16 protein-coding genes and 1 pseudogene are annotated in these 20075 nt (G+C 63.7%); 8 read left to right on the top strand and 9 right to left on the bottom strand.

Annotated elements, in window-relative coordinates:
* Positions 1–46 precede the first annotated feature (46 nt).
* The gene (locus QX071_RS15995) at positions 47–895 is read right to left on the bottom strand and encodes an ABC transporter permease (protein WP_315743438.1); all 849 of its coding nucleotides are present in this window, start codon (positions 893–895) and stop codon (positions 47–49) included.
* Between the two features lie 431 nt (positions 896–1326).
* Here QX071_RS15995 and QX071_RS15990 point away from each other — a divergent pair, with 431 nt between their 5' ends.
* Positions 1327–2424 carry a hypothetical protein gene (locus QX071_RS15990; protein ID WP_315768902.1) on the top strand — a complete coding sequence of 366 codons (1098 nt, stop codon included), beginning with the start codon at positions 1327–1329 and terminating at the stop codon, positions 2422–2424.
* Here QX071_RS15990 and QX071_RS15985 read toward each other — a convergent pair.
* The 4 genes and pseudogenes from QX071_RS15985 to QX071_RS34070 all read right to left on the bottom strand — a co-directional run.
* Entirely contained in the window at positions 2383–4395 is a 2013-nt protein-coding gene (locus tag QX071_RS15985) for a hypothetical protein (RefSeq protein ID WP_315703672.1), read from the bottom strand. The genes QX071_RS15990 and QX071_RS15985 overlap by 42 nt on opposite strands.
* Before the next feature lie 2 nt (positions 4396–4397).
* Complete coding sequence (locus QX071_RS15980; RefSeq protein ID WP_315703671.1) at positions 4398–5288, bottom strand: glycosyltransferase family 2 protein; 891 nt, start codon at positions 5286–5288, stop codon at positions 4398–4400.
* Between the two features lie 25 nt (positions 5289–5313).
* The gene (locus QX071_RS15975) at positions 5314–6978 is read right to left on the bottom strand and encodes a class I SAM-dependent methyltransferase (RefSeq protein ID WP_316171994.1); all 1665 of its coding nucleotides are present in this window, start codon (positions 6976–6978) and stop codon (positions 5314–5316) included.
* A gap of 114 nt (positions 6979–7092) precedes the next feature.
* Positions 7093–7611 (bottom strand): annotated as a pseudogene (locus QX071_RS34070) (ABC transporter ATP-binding protein); the annotation flags it as partial.
* A gap of 223 nt (positions 7612–7834) precedes the next feature.
* Here QX071_RS34070 and QX071_RS15965 point away from each other — a divergent pair.
* From QX071_RS15965 to QX071_RS15935, 7 genes are all read left to right on the top strand, one after another.
* The gene (locus QX071_RS15965; RefSeq protein ID WP_316171996.1) at positions 7835–8908 is read left to right on the top strand and encodes a hypothetical protein; all 1074 of its coding nucleotides are present in this window, start codon (positions 7835–7837) and stop codon (positions 8906–8908) included.
* A complete protein-coding gene (locus QX071_RS15960; protein ID WP_315768898.1) occupies positions 8905–10104 on the top strand; it encodes a hypothetical protein in 1200 nt (399 codons plus the stop codon). Before QX071_RS15965 ends, QX071_RS15960 begins: the two co-directional genes overlap by 4 nt.
* A 53-nt stretch (positions 10105–10157) precedes the next feature.
* Positions 10158–10439: an acyl carrier protein gene (locus tag QX071_RS15955; protein ID WP_315703667.1), complete on the top strand. Its 282-nt coding sequence runs from the start codon at positions 10158–10160 to the stop codon at positions 10437–10439.
* A gap of 1 nt (position 10440) precedes the next feature.
* A complete protein-coding gene (locus tag QX071_RS15950) occupies positions 10441–11655 on the top strand; it encodes a beta-ketoacyl-[acyl-carrier-protein] synthase family protein (protein ID WP_315703666.1) in 1215 nt (404 codons plus the stop codon).
* Positions 11656–11671: 16 nt separating this feature from the next.
* Entirely contained in the window at positions 11672–12508 is an 837-nt protein-coding gene (locus tag QX071_RS15945; protein WP_316171998.1) for a MaoC family dehydratase, read from the top strand.
* Positions 12509–12520: 12 nt separating this feature from the next.
* A complete protein-coding gene (locus QX071_RS15940) occupies positions 12521–13315 on the top strand; it encodes an SDR family NAD(P)-dependent oxidoreductase (protein ID WP_315703664.1) in 795 nt (264 codons plus the stop codon).
* Positions 13316–13477: 162 nt separating this feature from the next.
* Complete coding sequence (locus QX071_RS15935; protein ID WP_409977504.1) at positions 13478–14461, top strand: glycosyltransferase family 21 protein; 984 nt, start codon at positions 13478–13480, stop codon at positions 14459–14461.
* On the opposite strand, the gene QX071_RS15930 is transcribed toward QX071_RS15935, so the two are convergent.
* The 4 genes from QX071_RS15930 to QX071_RS15915 all read right to left on the bottom strand — a co-directional run bounded on the left by QX071_RS15930 (position 14462) and on the right by QX071_RS15915 (position 19931).
* Positions 14462–16099 (bottom strand): B12-binding domain-containing radical SAM protein, encoded by a 1638-nt coding sequence (locus QX071_RS15930; RefSeq protein WP_315703662.1) that lies wholly within the window; start codon positions 16097–16099, stop codon positions 14462–14464. It lies immediately after the preceding gene.
* 33 nt (positions 16100–16132) lie between these two features.
* Positions 16133–17350 (bottom strand): radical SAM protein, encoded by a 1218-nt coding sequence (locus QX071_RS15925; protein ID WP_315703661.1) that lies wholly within the window; start codon positions 17348–17350, stop codon positions 16133–16135.
* Between the two features lie 76 nt (positions 17351–17426).
* Positions 17427–18632, bottom strand: coding sequence for a pyridoxal phosphate-dependent aminotransferase family protein (locus tag QX071_RS15920; RefSeq protein ID WP_315703660.1), 1206 nt, complete (start codon positions 18630–18632; stop codon positions 17427–17429).
* A gap of 45 nt (positions 18633–18677) precedes the next feature.
* Entirely contained in the window at positions 18678–19931 is a 1254-nt protein-coding gene (locus tag QX071_RS15915) for an LptF/LptG family permease (protein ID WP_315703659.1), read from the bottom strand.
* Positions 19932–20075: the final 144 nt, after the last annotated feature.

The following is a 20075-nucleotide window of genomic DNA, read 5'->3' as shown; positions in this document are numbered from 1 at the left end:
CCCCGGCCGAAGCGCACGTTGTGCTGTTCATCGCGTCCGCACGCCGTCAGACCACGTCGGCAAAGCCGCGCTTCGTGCGCATGAAGAAAGCATAGCCAGCGACAGCGACAACGACGCCAGCGGCGAACATCGCGCCCAGCCTCCCCCATTCCGGCGCAAGCCCCAGCACGGCGACCTTGCGCGCATCATCGACCAGCGCGGCAATCGGATTGAGATCGAACAGCCATCGGAATTCCGAGGGGACACTGCTCAGCGAATAGAAGATCGCGCTGGCAAACATGAGCACTGTCAGCAACAATGGCACCATCGCGTTGAGATCCCTGACAAACACGCCGAGACTGGACAGCAGCCAGCTAAAGCCCAATGCAAAGCAGATCAATGGCGCGACCACGAGCGGAAGCAGCGCCGCCGTAGCCGGAACCGTACCGTGCGCCAGCAGGACGCCGCAGAAGAATGGGACGAAGCTGACGATCATCTGCACGAGCGCGGCCGCCACGGCCGACAGCGACAGGATCTCCAGCGGGAAAACCACCTTGGTGACGAAGTTAGGTTTCGAGACGATCAGAGCGGGCGAGCGTCCGACCGCCTCGGCGAAGAAATCGAATAGGATCAGCCCGCAGAACATCGAGAGCACGAAGTCCAGCTTGCCCGCGCCACCGCCGAGTTGCGGCTGCAGGATGAAGCCAAAGACGACCACATAGACCGTCAGCATACCCAGCGGCCGCAACAGCGACCAGATAACGCCCAGATACGAGCCGCGGTAGCGCGCCAGAATATCCCGCAAGGTGAACTGCCGAAGCAGCGTACCGTGCGCGACCAGTCTGCGCACGATTTCCCACGGCAACAGCAGTTGCGGCCAGGAAAAATGATCGCGCGATTGCTGCATGGCCGCCATGTTACGTCACCACCCGATGCGAAACTATAGGTATTAACAAGTTTGACAGTAGCGCCAAGCGAGTGCAAGCAAATAGCCGGATTCCGCACCGACAGCGACGACTCCGCATCTTCTCAGGCACAGCGCTCATGACAACCGGGCATCAGGATCGCTTTCCGCCGTGGGCTCTGGCGCTCTTGACCTTAGTCGGGTCCGCTCTGATCGCGCTGCCCTCGTTTCCCGGACGGATGAATGCCGATGCGCTCGACCTCTATGGCCAGGCACTCGGCGCCCCCCTTCACGACTGGCACGCTCCTCTCGTGGCCTGGCTGTGGAGAATGATCGGCGCCTCTCCGGCCCTGGTCGCGGTGCATACCACGCTGATCGTCTTCGCGATCGTTTACGCGGTCGTCCTCACCTTACGCGCCCATGGCCTTTCGTCGCCGGCGGCGTTGCTGGCCGCGTTCGGCTTCGCGCTGTTCCCGCCCGTGCTCGGTTACCTCGCCGCAGTTTCGAAGGACACCTGGGTGGCCGCGCTATTCGTCGCGACCTTCGCGATGTCCTCAGCGGCCGCGCCGGCCAGGCTCGTCCATACGCGCGCAACCCTGATTGCGCTCGCGCCATCGATACGCCCGGAGACCGTTCTTCTGCTGCCGCTGTTCATTTGGGGCGAGTACGTCCTGGCCGGACGAAAATTGCTCCCCGCCGCCCGCTTCGCCGGGGTCTTGCTCCTCACCGCCGCCGCGCTAGGCCTGTTCGTCGCAAAAGTCGTCAAGCCTGAAGCCCGGCATGCCGAGGGCGGGATCTTTCTGTTCGACCTCGCCGGCATTTCGATCCGGACCGATCAGCTTTTGCTGACTCCTGCGAGCTTTCCCGCCAACGATCTTGCTGTGCTGCAGCGGCACTACTGGAGCGACAGCCTGTCTCCGATCGCATGGGCGAATCCCGAAAGTGAAATGGTGCGGTTCGTCGTCGGCGACGACTTGGCAGAACTGCGTCGCCGCTGGGAGAGCGCCATTGTTGCCTATCCGCTCGCATATCTCGACACCCGCAGCGTCATCGTGCGCAAGTACCTGCGCGGGCATTGGACGTACCATCCCGGCATCGATTCAAATCCTCGTATTCACCTCTTTTGGCCGAAGGCGAACGGAATGGTGAATGCCTATCTCGATGCCGCGCCTCAATGGCTCTCCAGCCATTGGCTGCCGATGATCGGAGCCGTCGTCCTTCTGGCGGCCATAGTGCGGCTGAAACTGCATCGGCGTCGACCGGAGTGGATGGCCTATCTGGTCGTGGCTATCGCCTATCAGGTCATGCTGCTTCCCCTCATCGTCGTGCCGGATTATCGGTTCGGATATGCGGGCGTGATCCTGTTCTTCCTGATCCTTGGGTTGACGTCGCGCGATCTCGCGCTGATGGAACGAGCGCGGACAGCGGGCGATGACCCTGGGACCAAGGCGGAGGGCATCGCCGGCGGGCTGGTCGCGCCGGTGTCGGCGTCCGCGGGATTACCGGGTCAGAAGCCAATAGACCGCGCGCTGCACCGGTGAGCCCCGACGATTGCGGCCGGCATGCCAATAATCGTGCCGGAGCACCCATCGAAACGACTGCGGTCGCGCCAGCATCCGCAGGCTGTGCGGATAGGCCAGCAGTCGTCTCGCGTATATGGCACCGAATCCTTCTCCGTGCGGGATATCGCCGACATATCGCGCCTCCGCTTCGGTCGGATACTGCAGGAAGCGCTTCAATTGCGCCGCCGCCGCGTCCTTGGACAAGGCCAGGTCCGGAAACCGGACCTTCAGCGCCAGATAATCGTCGACGAATTGCATCGCCCCTTGTTGCATGCGCGCGATACTCTCGACCCTGTAGGGCTCGAGATCGGTGGACGCCCTAACCGGAAAATAGTTGCCGTCGGCGTCGCGCTCCATACGAACGATCGTGCCCTCCGTCGCCGAAAACAACAATTCGACGACTTCGACCCCCTCCCAGATCAGGCGGCGGTAGTCGTCCGGTTCGCCCCGCCGGAAAAGGTAGGCGTCGTGGGGATATTTCTCGTCGGGCAAAACGATCTCGTGCGCGAACCCATATGTGCCGAGATAGAGTCCGGTAATCTCCGGGCAATCCCCCCTCTCGCGCAGCATATCGGTGATCGACCGCTGCATCGTACCATGCCAACCGACGTCGATCAGGCCAACGCGGCGGCCCCCCACCAGACCGGAAGCGCTCAAATAGTCCAGCAGAACCTCACGTTCCTCGCGCGCGTTCTCGCAGATCGGTCCTGCAAGCCCGAGGAACAATTGTCGCAGGCGTCCATAGTCCGCTTCCGTCTTGACCTCGTGGTCGGGGCCGCTAAATCCAGCCGCACCGAAAGCTCCCTGATGTTTGCGCCAGTCGACGCCAGCGCGCTCGATGAATTGCGCCGCCGTAAGCACCGATGTCCCACCCGACAGAAACCGGATGACATCCTCATTGAGGTCCTTGATCGCCGCCACGTTAAGCGCACGCCTCGAACCATAAAGATAGTGAGTCTCTTTGACCGCTCCATCTGCCGCGGCGGCCAGCTTGTCATAGACCTGCTGCATAACGAGGCCTTCGCGGGCCAGGAAATACAGGGCGTCCAACTGGCGCGCCTTAGCCTGCTCAATCAACCATTCCGTGAAGCCGACAAACAGCGGACCGGCCGTTACATAGCCGAAATCCTCCCAAAAGCTCTCCTCGCGCGAGACCGGCACGGCGTCCCGCCTTGCATGGGTGATCCGGTTGGCGATCAGCCCCTGCGCGACCGACCTTGCCGCAGATACAGGCTCCGATGTCTTCCACACCTTCGAGACGCGGTGAGAGCTCATATACGCGTCCATGCAGCGCCGGTAATGCCAAGTCGACATTCCATGCTTCCGTCCCATCTCGATGTCCGCGCGGATGTTGTCGCCGAGGTGCAGCCAGCGCTGACCTTCACCGGGCAGGCGCGCTCGCGCTTCGGCATGGAGCTCGCCGGTTGACTTTGTCTTCTTCGAGACCGACGAAACCAGCAAGGCTTCATAGCCGTCGTAGCCGGCATTCCGCAGCAGGTCGGCGATCACCTGCTCCGGAAGGTACGAATCGGAGATGAAGGCGATTGGCTTGCCGCGATCGCGGCACCAGCGATAGGCATCATGAATGAACGGATTGCGCCGGCAGACATCGAGCTCCGCCTCGATTTCCATTTGCGCAACGGCCCTAGCCAAATCCGAATCGATAGCCAGGGACTCAGAAAGGGTGCCGTAGATTTCGTCCAACGTGACTTCCCGGGCACGCTGGTTTTGCCAGGCGCGTTCGCGCGCCAACCGCTCCGCATCGCGCCGCGCCGCCGCGAACTGTATTGAATCTGCGCCGAGCCTGCGGCGCACGGCCGGCTCCATCAACAGAAAGAGATCATCAGGCTCCGCCAACGCGCGAAGAATCGACGTATCGAAGACGTCGAATGAAACGACGTCGGCATCATCAAGTCTGGATTGGAGTTCCGCGTCCATGTAGCTTTGCATGCTCAATCGTATTTTTTTCGACGAAAAACGCGGTGAAGAAAACCCTTGTCCTGGCGCCGTTTTCGAAGCCACGCCTCCAATAGAAACATCTGCCACGAAATATTGGCCAGGGTGCCGATCCCGGTGCGGCCGCTATTCAGTTCCTGACGAAGCCATTCGTTGCGGAGGAAGGCGCTGTAGTTCTCATGCTGGTGGCTCTGATCGACGACCGAGTTGCTGTATTCGACCGCGCCTGCCGGCAAACGATGGTGATAATAGGCCAGGCATTCGCACAGCACTCCGATCTCGAAGGATTGCAGGAATCGGACATTAAATTCCCAGTCACCCAGAACCGGAAGATCCTCCCGGAAGGGGCCGATCTTCGCCAGCGCATCTCTCCTGAACAGGAACGAGATCGGCGGGAACATGTTTTGCGCCAGCATGCGAAACAGATGCACCCCCTTCACCCAGGAATTGAAATCGTGTCGGAGCACGGTCTCGATCCGGTCCTCTCTTATGGTTTCGACGACTCTCTCCGTGTGGGTGATCACGCCGGCCAGTTTCGGAAACGTCGCATTCGCCTCCATATAGGCCACAGTCTTACTGAGGAAGTCCGGTCGCCACGCGTCATCATCGTCGTGAATAACGATATAGCGGCTGGATGACGCTTCAACGCCTTGATTTGACGCGGCTTCCATGCCGCGCGATGTATTGTTGTGGATGACGTGGCAACGACCAGCATAACGGCCCGCGCGCTGGGCGATCAGTCCGTCGACCGTGGCAGGATCGCCGCCGTCGTTGACCACGACGTGAATCCAATCCTCGAAGCTCTGGCCCAACACGCTGTCCAGGGCGCGCGGCAGCAGCAACGGACGGTTCCTGGTCCGCGTGATCACCGCAACAGTGTCATCCATCTGCCGATATCCCCAATCCATCCCGTCAATCACCGTCGGAGCGGCGAACGATGCCGAACGCACGCAACCAGCCGGAAGGCTGCCGTCTTTCCAGCTCGCCGACGCGCTGCTTGAATCTCTCGCTTTCCTGCCACCAGCGGTCGGTCTGCCCCCTCTGCCATTGCAAGTCGATGGAGGCGCGGTAGCGGTCGACGAGCCATTCGCCGCGGTAGAGATAGCCGCGGATCTTGTCCGGCACGCCTTCCGCGAGCCCGGCGCGGTACCAGCGCTCGCCCTTGGGAAAGAGGATGCCGAGCCCCCACCGGTTCAGGAATTCGAAGTGCGGATGGCGCTGCTTGATCTCTGCCCAGAAGCGGGCGGACTCGTAACCCGATGACGACGCAATGTCGTGCATCAGGATGATTCCGTCCCGGGCAAGCTTCGGCAACCAGGTGGTGAAATCGCTGCGAACAGCGTCATAGGTGTGCAGGCCGTCGATATGCAGCAGATCGATCGAATCGTCGTCGAACGCTTCCGTCGCCTGGTCGAAGCGGGCGCGATGCAGCACAAAGCGATCGTCGGCGAACGAGGCGGCCATCGTCTTCGCGACCGTCTCGTACGCTTCGCCGCCATAGTGGCCGCAGTGCTCGTCGCCTTCCCACGTATCGATGCCGACGACCCGGCTCGGCAGATCGCGATCTTTGACCGCCTGGCAGAAGGCAAAATAGGAGCAGCCGTAGTGAACGCCGAGTTCGACGATCAGGCGCGGCCGCGCAAAGCCGACCAGGTCGTACGCGAAGTCGCGGTGCCCCTGCCAGGGGGATATCGCGAGCTGGGGGTTCAGGACATCCGACTCGTAAGCTGGTTCGCTGACGACCCAGGCTGGTTGCTGCGACAGGTCGGCGGAGCGCGCGGGCTCGGCCATACGCCACCGGATTGATGGAGGCGCTGCCGAACCGGGGGCTGGCCGGGCCGCGGAACCGCCAAGCGGCGCGATGTCGAGCTTCGTTATGGGGTTGTTGAAGATGCCGTGGATCGCCCGACCAGGACTGATGGCGTTGAGCTTGACGACGCTATGAGCCCAGCATTGGACGACGTGCCGCAGCGGATCCGTCCCCTCGCCAATGCCGACCGTGAGGGTGTAGTCGCCCGGCTGGATTTCCGGCCAGACGAATTCGAGCCGCACCAGGTGTTCGCCGGGATCGAGTGCGACGAGGCCGCGGGCGAGGCTACAACTGTTCTCGCCGCAGATCTGATTGCCGAGACGGTCGCTGAGCAGATAGCCGACGATCACGTGCGTCTTCGTTGCGGCGCACCCCAACAACAGGTCGACGCTGATCCGGTCCCCCGCCTGAACCGTACCGGCCGGAGCAAGATCAGGTTTGGTGACGGCGACCCGCCTGATCAGAACGTCCCCCGCCCCGCTCAATTGCGACGATTTGAGATCAATCCATGGCAGCCGCTTGAACCTGTCCGCGTCCATGTCCGCGCCCGGCGCAGAGCGCCTGCCGAGCGCCGCGGAGCCGGCGTCCGCCACGGAACGGTCGCGCCCGTCGGAGACGCGGTGCGACATCCTGATGTAGAAATCGACTGCATCCCTTGAGTTTCCGGCGAAGACGATTTCGCCTCGGTCGAGCACATAGGCGTATTCGGTCACGCTGCGAATCGCCTGGAGGTCGTGCGTGACGAAGACCTTGGTGACATCAGCCATCGCCTCCCTCATGTGGCGGATGCATTTCTGCTGGAAGAAGATGTCGCCGACGCTCAGCGCCTCGTCGACCAGCAGCACCTCCGGCTTGAGACAGGCGGAGGTGGCGAACGCCAGACGGACGATCATGCCGCTGGAATAGGTCTTGGTCGGTTGGTCGATGAAATCGCCGATGTCCGCAAACGCGGCGATTTCGTCGAATTTCGCGTCGGTCTGCCGCCGGCTCATACCGCGGATGGCCGCATTCAGATAGACGTTCTCACGCCCCGAAAAGTCCGGATCGAAGCCGCTGCCAAGCTCGAGCATGGCGGCAATGCTGCCGACGACGGCGATCTCGCCCTGACTCGGCGTCAGCGTCCCAGCGAGCAGCTGCAAGAGCGTGCTCTTGCCTGAACCATTGCGGCCGATGATACCGACACTGGCGCCGCGCCGCACCTCGAGCGAGACGTCATGCAGGGCGTAGTAGTTGCGAACGGCGCCATGCGACAATCGCTCGCAGGTATCTCGCGCCGCGGCCGGCAGGAACGGCAGTTGGCCAAGTCGCCCGAGCAGCGGCCCATGTAGGCGCGCCGCCGGCGACGACCAGACCGTGTAGGCTTTGGAGACGTTCTCGACTTTGATGGCGGGTGATGGCATCTGCGCAGACTGCGGACGAAGGCCATGCCATCAAATATCAACGAGCAGGCTCTGGCAATTGCAACCTTGAAGAGGTCCGATATCTATCAATCCGGGGCGAAGAACGGTAGAGAAGAACAACAGAATCGTTGAATACAGTTCGTACCGGTATTCTTTCTTGATCTGGGACAACACATTGCCCCGCTGGGCGCCGCTTCTGCCAGCCAAGCTTCGCTTTCGGCAAATGCTGGCGGCGCATCACGGCGGACGGACGAAGGGCCAGTTCGTGGCTGTCCCGGAGGAACCGCCGCCCGACCCGCTCCGCGCGCCACTCCGCATTCACTTCTGGACACCCAATCCGTGGCCCAGTACCGCCATCCATGTCGATCGGGTCGTACCGGAGTTGCGCCGTCAAGTCGCAGCTCTCGGCCTGCCTTGGCAAATCGATGCCGGATACCTCCCCGCCGCGCCGGTGGATTGGCTGCTCTGCCTCAAGGCCGTCCCGCCGCGTGGCCTGTGCTCACCGCATCGTACCGTCCTGCTGCAGCCCGACGACGCGGACCGGGTCTGGGCGGATCTCGACCGCTTCGCTCATGTCGTCTCGGTTTCCTCTCCGGTATTCGCATCGTTCTTAGGGACTGCCCATCCCCGCGCCTGGTTCATCGAGGAGACCGAAACGATCGATCTCATCGAAAGCGGCGGCGCCGCGCTCGACGCTGCGGCACCGTCGCAACGGCCGCCACTCTTGTTGTGGCATGGCACGCGGGAAAGCCTCGATGGTCTCGTCGCCCTGAAGGACGCGCTCGCTTCGCTCGGCCGCGACACCGATGCCGAACTCGTCATCCTCACGAACCTTCCGGACCGGAGCGAACAGTGGGGCGCACTGCCAGTCCGCTACGCCGCCTGGTCGCCCAAAGCGCTGTGCGCGCTGGCAGCCCAGGCCCGGCTGGGCATCGTCCCGGCGCGGCCGTCAGTTCCCGATTCTTATCTCAAGTCTGCCGGCCGCATGCGTGGCCTGTTCGCCCGGGGATGTCCGGCCATCGGCGACGCCCGGTCGCCGGATGTTGTCGCCTTCAGCGAGATCTGCGGCGTGCCGTCGGCGCAGACCGCGGATCAATGGCGCGACGCGATTCGGCAGATCTGGAACGACGATGTGCAGCTGGATCGCGTTGCGCGTCAGGGACATGCCCAGATGCGCGCACATTATAATACGGCTCGAACCGCGGCCCAGTGGCTTTGGTTCCTCGGCGGTGGCGCTGAAGGGCCCGACCGCCACGGCAGCCCCCCTCCCGCTGCCTTGCCCCGAGACCGCACATGACCGCAATCGGCGGGAACAGCCACTCCTCTTCCGCCGTGGTGCATCGCCGCACGACCTCGTCGCCGCTGACGGTCGAGCAGGTCCACACCCGCGCGCAACTGCACGATTTCATCGTCCTGCCGCGAGTGATCTACAACGGGATGCCGGGTTTCGTCGCTCCGCTCGACTACGAACGGCGGCAGATGCTCGATCCCCGCCACAACTCATTCTTCACGCACGGGCAGGCAGCCTATTGGATCGCCATGCGGAATGGTCGGCCGCAGGGACGCATCTCAGCCCAGATCGATCATGCTGCCGTCGGGCCGGAGGCGGCCGACATCGGACTGTTCGGCTGTCTCGACGCGATCGACGACGGCGACGTCGTCAACGCGCTGTTCGTGGCCGCGGAGGCTTGGCTGCGTCAGCAGCGGCGCAAGGTGGCTCGGGGACCATTCCTGCTGTCGATCAATGGCGAATCTGGCCTCCTCCTGGAAGGGCAACAGGAGCCGCCGATGACGCTGTTCCCATGGCATCCCGACTATCTCGATGGTCGCGTTCGCGACGCCGGATACGCGCTCGTCCGATCGTTGCTCTGCTTCCAGTACAATAGAATGGACGTCGGCACCGAGAGTCGTTTCGAACGATTCTCCTCCATGCGACGTCACGCCGGCATCACCACGCGCGACATTCACCTCGACGCCCTCGAGGCCGACATGGAGCTGGCGAGGCAGATCTTCAATGATGGTTGGCAGGACAATTGGGGCTTCACCCCGACCACGCAGTCCGATGTTCACGCACTGACTGCCCAGTTCAAGCCGATGCTGTTTTCCGACGCTGGATTCTTCATCGAGGTCGATGGCGAGCCCGCAGCCTTCATGCTGGCGATTCCCAATTTGTTCGATGTCGCCGCCGGGCTCGGGCCTGCCCCGAGCCTCGTCGGCTGGCTCAAGCTGTTGATCCGCATCAGACGCGCAAAATATCGTTCCTTCAGAATTGTGCTGCTCGGCATGGCCTCGAAATACCGCAGCAGCGCTCTCCGCGCGGCGATTGCGGCCGTCATGGTCGAGGAGCTCTGGAAGCGCGGATCGACGCTGGGCATCGACCGGGCAATAGCCGGGTGGGTTCTCGACGACAACCCTCTGGCGCAATCCCTGACGCGGATCGGATTGCGACAATCGCACACCTATGGAGTCTACGAGAAGAGCATTGTAGACTGACTTGAAATTGCTGCAACCAGGCAGCACAACCGGACACGCGATCGGAGGCACGATTGACTCAATCGAATGTGGAAAAGGCCGCTCTTACCGCCTCCCTGGCCGACCAGATCCTTGAAGTCATCATCAGCGAAGGGAAGATCGACCCGGCCAAGACGACCCCCGATGCGACGCTGGAGAGTCTCGAGATCCAATCCATCGACGTCGTCATGATCCTGATGGCGATCGAGGAGAAGTTCGGCGTCTATGTGCCGATCGACGGCGGCATCGCTGACGTCAAGGACCTGAGCGGATTCGTGCAACAGATCGAAGCCCGCATTCTGGTGGAGCGCAGCTGACGTGTCGCGCCCTCGCGTCGTCGTCACTGGCATGGGCGCGGCTTGCGCGACCGGCAAGGGCATTGACGCCCTCTGGCGGGCAGCCCGCGACGGACAGAGCGCCGTGCGACCGCTCGAATTCGAGCGCCCGGGCTCGAACCAGATCAAGCTCGCAGCGCAGATCAAATCCTTCGCCCCGGAGAGCTATGTCGAGGCCAAGGTTCTGCCGTTCTGCGACCGATACGCGCAGCTTGCCATCGTCGCTGCGGACGAAGCCCTGTCCCAGGCTGGCCTTGCGCGCGAGGAGCGCCAGGGTCCGACGACCGCCGTGATTCTCGGAACCGGCGTCGGCGGCATCACCACCATCGACGAGCAGTGCTACAGCGCCTACGCGACGAAGTCCCGTCTCAATCCGCTGGCCATTCCGCGCATCATGAGCAGCGCCGCCACCTCGCACCTGAGCATACGCTACGGCTGCACCGGCCCGACCTTCACCATCACAAGCGCCTGCGCCTCATCGGCCCAGGCGATCGGAATAGGTACCTCGCTGGTCCGGTCCGGCGCGGTGGAGCGGGCGATCGTTGGCGGCAGCGAATCGTCGATGACCGCGCTGAATATCCGCACCTGGGAATTGCTGCGAGTGCTGACCCCGGATGCCTGTCGGCCCTTCTCCACGGGCCGCAACGGCATGGTGCTCGGCGAGGGCGCCGCCATCATGGTGATCGAAAAACTCGAGACCGCGCGCCGACGCAACGTCGAACCGCTGGCCGAGATCGTCGGCTATGGCACGTCGAGCGATGCTTTCGACATCGTTCGTCCCGACCCCAATGGCGCTCGGTCCGCGATGGAACAGGCCATCGCCGACGCCGGGCTGACGCCCGGCGATATCGACTATGTCAACGCCCATGGCACCGGCACCGTCGCCAACGATATCGCCGAGGCCGAGGCGCTGCAGCGCGTGTTCAGCGAACGGCTGCCACGCCTCGCAGTGTCGTCCACAAAGCCGATCCACGGCCACGCACTGGGCGCCGGCGGGGCGATCGAGCTGGCGATCACCATCATGGCGATGCGCGACAACGTTGCGCCGCCGACCATCAACTGGCTTGGTGCCGATGCGAAATGCGGCATCGACCCGGTCGCCAACGCGGCGCGCGCGATGCCGATCCGCGTCGCCATCTCGAACTCCTTCGCCTTCGGAGGCGTCAACGCATGCCTCGCCGTCGCGCGGGCGGATTGACCCTGAGGGATCTGATGTGAGCGGGCCGGGCAGCGCGCAGGACCAGATCAGCATCGGTCCGATTGCGGTCCGCACGGACACGGCGGACGTCGCTGCCTTCGTGTCCGCGCTGGGGCTGCGGCGCGGCTTCGGCCCCGTACCGTTTGCCTTTCCGATCCGCTGGCTCAGCCTTCCCGCAATCCGACCAACCGTGATCGGCAGGCTCGGGCTCACCGATGAAATCGTCGTGCAGCAATCGCAGACCTTCACCTATCATGAAGGCCTCGGCGCCGATCGCGACTACGGCTTCGCAGTCGAAGCCCGTCGCGAGCGGACCCCAACGGACCGGACGCTCTTGCGCGGGACCGTGTGCGATTCCGAAGGGAGAATCGTCACAACGCTCGACACGCTGTTGCGCACGTTTCGTCCCGACGCAGCACGCGACGCAGCACTCCGTTCGCGCCCGATGCCGGACTCGAGCTTTCCGGTGATCGAGACCGGGCCGATCGACATCGCGCAGACCGAGAGCTATGCGGCGGCATCGCTCGACGACAATCCGCTCCACAGCGATCCCGCGACGGCTCGCGCCGCAGGTCTCGACGGCCTGATTATCCACGGCATGCTGGCGATGGGGCAGATCGAAGGCGCGCTCCGCGACTGGATACCGGCACTGCGGATCAATCGCATCCATGGCAATTTCCTGTTGCCCGTTCCAGTTGGCAGCCGCCTGCTCTTCTCTGGCCGTGTTGTGCGAATGCCATCGGACGTGCCGGGTAGCGGTCGCGCCGAGCAGTTGATCCTGCGCGTCATCGTCTCGACCGATGCGGGGTACGCAGCATGCGTCGCTGAAATCGCGGCGCGCCACGACGGCTGAGGATCGCACATCATGTCCGCCCCCCGCTCGATCGTCATCACCGGAGCCAGCAGCGGCATCGGCCGCGCGCTCGCGATGAGCTATGCCGCGCCAGGCATTCACATGGCGCTGTCCGGCCGGGACGAGGGCCGCCTGGAAGAAACGGCAGCACTGTGCCGGGCCAAAGGCGCAGCCGTCTCGACCGCGTCGATCGATGTCCGGGATCGCAATCGAATGGCGGGATGGATCCGCGCCATCGACGACGCCGCCCCGATCGGGCTTGCGATCGCCGGCGCCGGGGTCGCCGCTGGGCTCGGCATCGGCCGGCTGCGGGAAGATCCGGCCGTCGTGCGCAACGTGATCGCAATCAACCTGATCGGCGCCATCAACACCATCGATCCCCTGGCGGAGCGGATGTGCATGCGCGGGCGCGGGACGATCGCCGTCATCGGGTCGATCGGCGCCTTGCGCGGCCTGCCCTCCTGTCCGGCATACAGCGCCAGCAAGGCCGGCCTTCACGCCTATGCCGAGTCGCTTCGTCCTACTCTTGCCGCCCAGGGCGTCACCATCAGCACCATTGCGCCTGGATTCGTCGACACGGCACTCAACCGCGACACCGTCTGTCCGAAGCCCCTCATCATGAGCGCCGACCGTGCGGCCGCCATCATACGGCGGCGGCTGGAGCGCGGCGATGCGGTCATCGCATTCCCCCGCCTGCTGGCCTTCGGTCTGCATTTGACCCGCCTGTTGCCGCGGCGCTTGACCGACCTTGCGTTCGCCGCAGTCCATGTCGACGTGCCCGAGCGCACCGAACTCTACAACGAGTGACAGGCGCCGGCGATGGACGCGCTCTCGATGCTCCCAGTCGCCGCAGCTGCATGGTGGGCGATCTCCTGCGCTCTTCGCATCACGACCATCTCTGCCGCATTGGCGCACCCTCGCTTACGGCGCAAATTGGCTACGCGACATGATCGACCACCGGTCTCGATCGTGATCCCAATCCGCCGGCTGGAATTCGACGCCGAAGCGGCCTTCGCATCCGCCTTCGCGCAAGTCTATCCGCAAAGCGAGGTTCTGGTCTCGGCCGCGGAAGACCGCTCGCCGATGATCGAGATCGCCCGGCAGGTCGCTGCGCAATTCCCGGCGGTCGGCGCGCGGATCCTGACCGGAAACGAGCGCATCACTCCGAACCCGAAAGTCAGCAATCTCGCGCCGGCGATCGCAGCGGCGCAGCACGACCTGATCCTGATCAAGGATTCGAACATTCTCCTGAGCCCCGACCAACTCGCCGATCTGATGACGAACCTGACCGCCGGCGTCGGCCTCGTCTGCGCGATCCCAGTTGCCGTCGCCCCGACCGGATTCGCCGCCGAACTCGAGCGGGCATTCCTCAATGGGCAGGCCGCTCCGCTGACGCTGGCACTGTCCGTCGCCGGCGCAGACGTCGGCTTCGGCAAGGTCATGCTGTTCGACCGCCGAGATCTGGCGCGGGCGGGCGGCATCGGATTGATGGCTTCGGCCTTCGGCGACGATCACGCGCTGTCGCAAGGGCTGGCACGCCTCGGCTTGCGAACGGTGTTCGCCGCCAAGGAGATCCATCAGCCGATCGGCCGGCGGCCGTTCAGCGAAGTCTGGGACCGCCACCAGCGCTGGATGGTCATTCGTCGAATCCAGGCGCCGCTGGCCTTCTGCGCCGAACCGCTGGTCAGCGGCGCTTTCACGGCCCTGTGCGGTGCCGTGGGCGCTACAGCCTTCGGAATGCCATGGTGGCTGATGGCGGGCGCGACCCTGCTCGGCTGGGTCTTGCTCGACGTCATCTTCTTCGCGGCTAAAGGCTGGGGCTGGTCCTGGATGTCCCCACTCTCTGGATTGTGCCGGGAAGTCCTCATTCCCGTAATGTGGCTGAAGGCGCTGGTCGACCGCCGCGTGACCTGGGCCGGACTGCCGTTCGACGTTCCCGCCAAGACCACCTGATCAGAGGCCCGATCGGACCGGCGCCTGACCGATCGCCGCCGGCGGTTCATGCCGCCGCGCAAGGCCGGCATCGATTGATCCGATCTGCCGGTTCAGGCTTGCGATCACCTCTTTGGAGAACGGCCCGACATGGAGGTAGAGCAGAAATAGCGAGACCACCTGTTTGAGCGCCCTCGGATTGCGGATTGCGCATTCGGCGATGGTCGCAAGGAATCCGCCCAGGAGTTCCGGCCGCCGCGCGGCCAGGAACCAGAGCAGGCGTATGACCGTCGCCGCATCGTTCAAAACCACCCGCCAGGGCACCGAGGCATTGATGCGAGCCGGGACCAGCAGGCGGGCGACCGCCCGGATCCGCCCGAAGAAGGCCGCAGGCCGATTGACCCGTTCCAATATCGAGCGGTAGTCGCCCAACACGTCGCGCCGCGCCCGGGCGGTTCGGAAATTGAGGCCCTCGGTGCATTGATCGCCGCCATCGGCGCTGCTGACGAAGCTGAAATCGACCTCAGGGTTCAGCCGCCCCTCGCGTTCGAGTCGTCGCGAGAGCTGGGTCTGCGGCAGCGCGGTCAGCAGGCCGACCATACAGATCGGCAGCCCGGCCGTTTCGATGCAGGAGACCATCTCGTCGGCGATCCGCTCGCGTTCGTCGTCGAACCCAACCACGAAACCTGCGGTCACGAACATTCCGGCACGGTAGACCTTGTGGATGCAGTCGGCGAGATTGCGCCGCGTATTCTGCTTCTTCTGGGCGGACAGCAGCGCGTCCTCGTTGGGGCTTTCGATCCCAATGAAGACCGCCCCGAAATTGGCGTCGCGCATCAGGTGCAGCAGGACATCGTCGTCGGCGAGGTTGATCGAGGCCTGCGTGCTGAACGTGAAGGGATAGCCGTGCGCTTTTTGCCAGGCGCATAGATGCGGCAGAAACTGTTTCACCGCCTTCTTGTTGCCGATCAGATTGTCGTCGACGAAATCGACATGGCCGCGATAACCGAGCCGGTAGAGGCTCTCCAGCTCCCCGAGCAGCTGTTCGACGGTCTTCGCGCGCGGCACCCGTCCGTAGAGCTCGATGATGTCGCAGAACTCGCAGATGAACGGACAACCCCGCGAAAACTGGACGGACAAAGCCAGATAGTGGTCGAGCTTGAGAAGGTCGAAACGCGGGGGCGGACTCCTGGTCACATCGACGGTGAATTTCTCCGCCTCGAACAGCCCGCGGCGCTCGCCCGCATTCCAGGACTCTATGAAAGCGGCCATCGTCGCTTCGACCTCACCCGGCATGCGAAAGTCCGCATGACTGTAGGCATCCGGACTGGAGGTGATGTCCGGCCCGCCGACGACGACCGGCTTGCCGCGGGACTGACCGAGTTCGATCAGGCGCAGCGTATCGGCTCGCTGCGGGATCATGCCGCCCGTCATGACCATGTCGGCCCAGGCGAGATCGGATTCGCCGACCTCCTCCGCATTGCGGTCGATGAGGCGGACCGACCATTCCTTCGGCAGCATCGCCGCGACGGTGATCAGGCCGAGCGGCGGCTCCATGCGCCGCTTGCCCGCGATCCGGCAGGTCGTCGTCAGGCTCCAGAACGACGTCAGATCGAAGCGAGGATAGACGAGGAGGACGTTGCATCGTGTCGCTGCCATGAACTCCCTCCCGCTCCTGCCGACCGCCGCCGCTCAGTACCCCATCAGACCGCAACAGCGGGCGCAGACCGGCATGAGCCCGTCGCGACCGATGCTCGCCCGAAACTGCCTGTATGGCTCGGAATTCCATAATTCCGTGATCGTCGACGTCTTGACGTTGCCGACGACGTAGTCGTGGTAGTCGCGGCACGGCGAGACATCGCCGTTGCTGTTGATCTCGACCGCCTGGAAGATCGCCGCACATTCGTCATAGCCGAAGTGCTCCTGATGGTCGGTGTAATACGTCGTCAGCTTGTCCGAGCCGGAGATCGGCGGAATCAACGCGACCGCGGGCGATGACCAGCCGGACGATCGTTCCATCACCGCCCGTAGCTGATCGTCCAGCGCCTCCGTGCTGCTGGGCTTCCAGCTTCCGACCCAGCCGCGATGGCGGGTCGGATAGAAGCCGAAGCGGCGGAAGAAATCCTTCTCGTGCGCCTCCGCGTTACCTTGGTCGATCCACCAGGACAGATAGAAGACAAAAAGATCGACCTTGTCCCGAAAGGCATCGTAGATGTCGACCAGATGCTTGCAGTTGGCCTGCGAAATCACGGTCAAGGCGGCGATGAAGGGCAGCCCGCGGCCATGCTTCGCCCGTGCCTCGGCGACCGCATCCAGCCCGCGGCAAAGCTCGTGGAAATTGTCGCCGCCGCCCCCCGCGGCCGGTCGCAGCGCATTGTGCAGGTCAGCGCGATGACCGTCGACCGACACCTGCAACAGGAAGAGCGGCGCCTTGGCCAGCCGTTCGGCGGAGGCAGCCACCCGCGTACCGTTGGTCGCGATGCTCACCGGCAGCCCGAGTTCGGTAGCCCCCTCGATCAGGTCGAGGATGCCGTCATAGAGCATCGGCTCGCCGCCCCAGAAATAGACCAGCGGACCATGACCATGGTCGACGAGGTCGTGCAGCAACTCGAGATAGCGACCGGTCGGGATCTCGCGCTCCTTCAGATTCCGGAGGCTGGAGTTGAGCAGATAGCCATTGTCGCCCCACTGGCCGCAGGTATGGCAGCGCAGATTGCAGCGGTCGGTCAGACGGAAGCTCGCCTGACGAATCCTACCGGCCTCGCCTTCCGTACGACTGATCCGGAACTTGCTGAAAATCCGCTTGTCTGCTTCCATCTGGATCAGCTTGGTTGCGATCCATGGATGCGGAAGGACTCGTCGCGCGTAGCGCGCCGCAGTTAGTATCCCCAGGCTGCTCGTCTTTGCCATGACTTCCCGACCGTCGTCGTCCCATCAAGCCCGATCCGAAGCCGCGACGCCGTGCGGCGCCAGCATCATCTTCCAATCACGCCAGCTTCACCAACTTCGACACCTCGGCCACGGCGTTGACCGCCGCCCGGATCTGGTCCGGCGTGTGGGCAGCGGAGACGCTGAAGCGCAACACCACGTCTCCGTCGGGTGTCGCTGGCGGCACCAGCAGATTGACGTAGATGCCGCGGTCGAGCAGCGCCTTCCAGAATTCATAGCCGGCGGCCAACCCGGGCATCCGGATGCTCCCCACGGGGCCAGGGTCCGCGCAAGGCCGGACGCCGATCCTGGCGAGGCCGTCATGCATGGCTCGCGCGTTGCGCCAGAGGTCGTCTCGCAATTTCGGTTCCGCGCCGATCAGGTGAAGCGCCCGCCGCGCCGCCGCCACGATCGGAGGTGGGAGCGATGCGGTGTAGAGATACGGCCTGCTCATGAAGCGCAGCGCGCGCAACGCGCTCGAATCGCTCACGGCGTAACCACCGATTCCGCCAAGGCTCTTGCTGAAGGTGCCTACGATTACGTCGACATTGGCTTCGACGCCGAGATGTTCGGCGATGCCGCGGCCGTAGCGCCCGTAGATGCCGAGCGAATGGGCCTCGTCGACGATGACCACCGCTCCATGGCGCCGCGCGACGGTCGTCAGGCCCTTGAGCTCGCCAAGGTCGCCTCGAACGCTGTAGAGCCCCTCGCAGATCACCAACGTCTGCGGTCCGGGAACGTTGCTGCGTGCAAATCGGCTATCGAGATCGCTGCGGTCATTGTGAGCGAAGCTCTCCACCTGGGCGCCACTCAATCGACAGGCATCGAATATGCTGGCGTGGCAATGGGCATCGACGAAGATCATGTCGCCCTTGCGGGCGAGCGCCGAAATCACGCCCAGATTGGCCATGAACCCCGTGCTGAAGATCACCGCATCGCGCCGACCATAGAGGGTCGCGATGTCCTCCTCGAGCATCACGTGGAGACGGTGATTGCCTGCAGCGACCCGAGAAGCCGTGGAGCCCGTCCCGTAATGTCGCGCTGCCTCGACCGAAGCCTCGATGCACGCCGGATTGAAGTTGAGCCCAAGATAGCTGTTGGTACCGAACATCAAGGTTCGGCGGCCTGCGACCACAGCGGTGACGGTGTCCACGACATCATCGACGACAATGCTCAGCGGGTTGGTTCGCGAATCGGCCAACCTCTCCAGCGAGTTGCCGAGGCGATCTGCACGCGCCAATATTCCGTTTCCACCGTTATCCATAAGCCGATCCGTCTAAGTAATCCGATGAGTCATCCGAACTAACCGTCAAGGACATGGCGGCGCGATCGCGTTCGACAATTCATCGTGCGGTCCATTGACGAGAGCGGCGGCGCCCCCGTCCCACAAAGCTAGTCCGGCGTGCAGTGCCGGCACGCCGGTCATTCCGAGCCGCATCGAAACGGCAGGCGCGGCGGACGGTGCGGCCATCGCCCCGCCGCGGCGCCTGAGGGCGAGGATGAGTGCCAGCGCCAGCTCGGCCAGAAGGAGCCCGCCGACCGCCCATGTCGTCCGCAAGTCCACCAGCGTCTGCTCGATGGTGAGCACCATGAAGAAATGCAGCGCCCCGATCGCGGCGCAGACGAGCCAGGCACGCGGCCCTCGGCGATCGCCGAGGCTGCGCCAGACGGGAAGCAGTTCGAGGCCGAGCCAGGTATGGAGGAGTGCGAGAAGCGGGATTCCCAGGCGGTTGAGAGCCTCATGAATCCATTCGCGCGCCGTCCCCGGATCGGCCATGGCCTTGGAGCGGCCGTCGAGGAAGTCCTGCAGGGGCACTTCGTCGATGATCGTATAGTCACGCTTGACCCCTCCAAAGCCATATTCGTTCAGCGGGACGAATATGCGAGTATAGGCGACGCTCCTGACCTCGGACCGTCCGCTCCGCAAGCTCTGAACGGTCCCGTCGAGCAGCACTATGCCGCTTTCGTCCCCTTGCCTTTCGAACACCGCGTAACGCGCTTTGTAGACCCGCTCCTCGTCGTCGGACATCGCCTGCCGGACGAAGACATCGGCCAGCTCGTTGCCCTTGATGTAGTTCCTGAAATAGAAGACTTGGCGACCATGATCGAACTGATTGAAAACGCCGACCTTGAGCAGCGCCGGGTTTACCCCGCGCCGCAGCGAGAACAGCACGTCGTGGAGGTGCCCTGAGGTTAGCGGAACGACCCAACAGGTCAGCAAATAGCCAAGCACCACCGCGGCGAATGCGACGGCAAAGCCGGGCAACCGCGCAGCGAAGGTCGAGCGACCGCTCGAATAGATCACAATCAAGATCCCATCTGCGGCAAACCTGCCGTAGGACCAGACGATCGCGATCGCAACCAACGCCGGGAGGACATGGAAGAGGATCATCGGCCCGGTGCTGGCGAGCGCGGGCCACACCAAGCTGGTATAAAGCGCGTCTTCGCCCAGATGGCTGATCAGAGAGATCAGGATCACCGGTCCGACGACAACCGCGACGGCGACTACCGAAGCGAGCAAAATCTGCCGTGTCAGATATCTGTCAATGACCCCAACTACCACGCTTCGCCCCTGGCAGCAGTTCCACTCGGGAGGACGGTCCTTCCTAGGAATCGTTCTCACCACAGTCCCCGAAGCCGTAATGCCGGCAGCCGCCCCTTACCGCCAACACTCGACATACGAAAACTATACTATCTTGGCGAGCAT

Source organism: Bradyrhizobium sp. SZCCHNS1022 (assembly GCF_032484835.1).
GTDB lineage: Bacteria > Pseudomonadota > Alphaproteobacteria > Rhizobiales > Xanthobacteraceae > Bradyrhizobium.
This window is presented reverse-complemented; position numbering and strand designations above follow the sequence as displayed.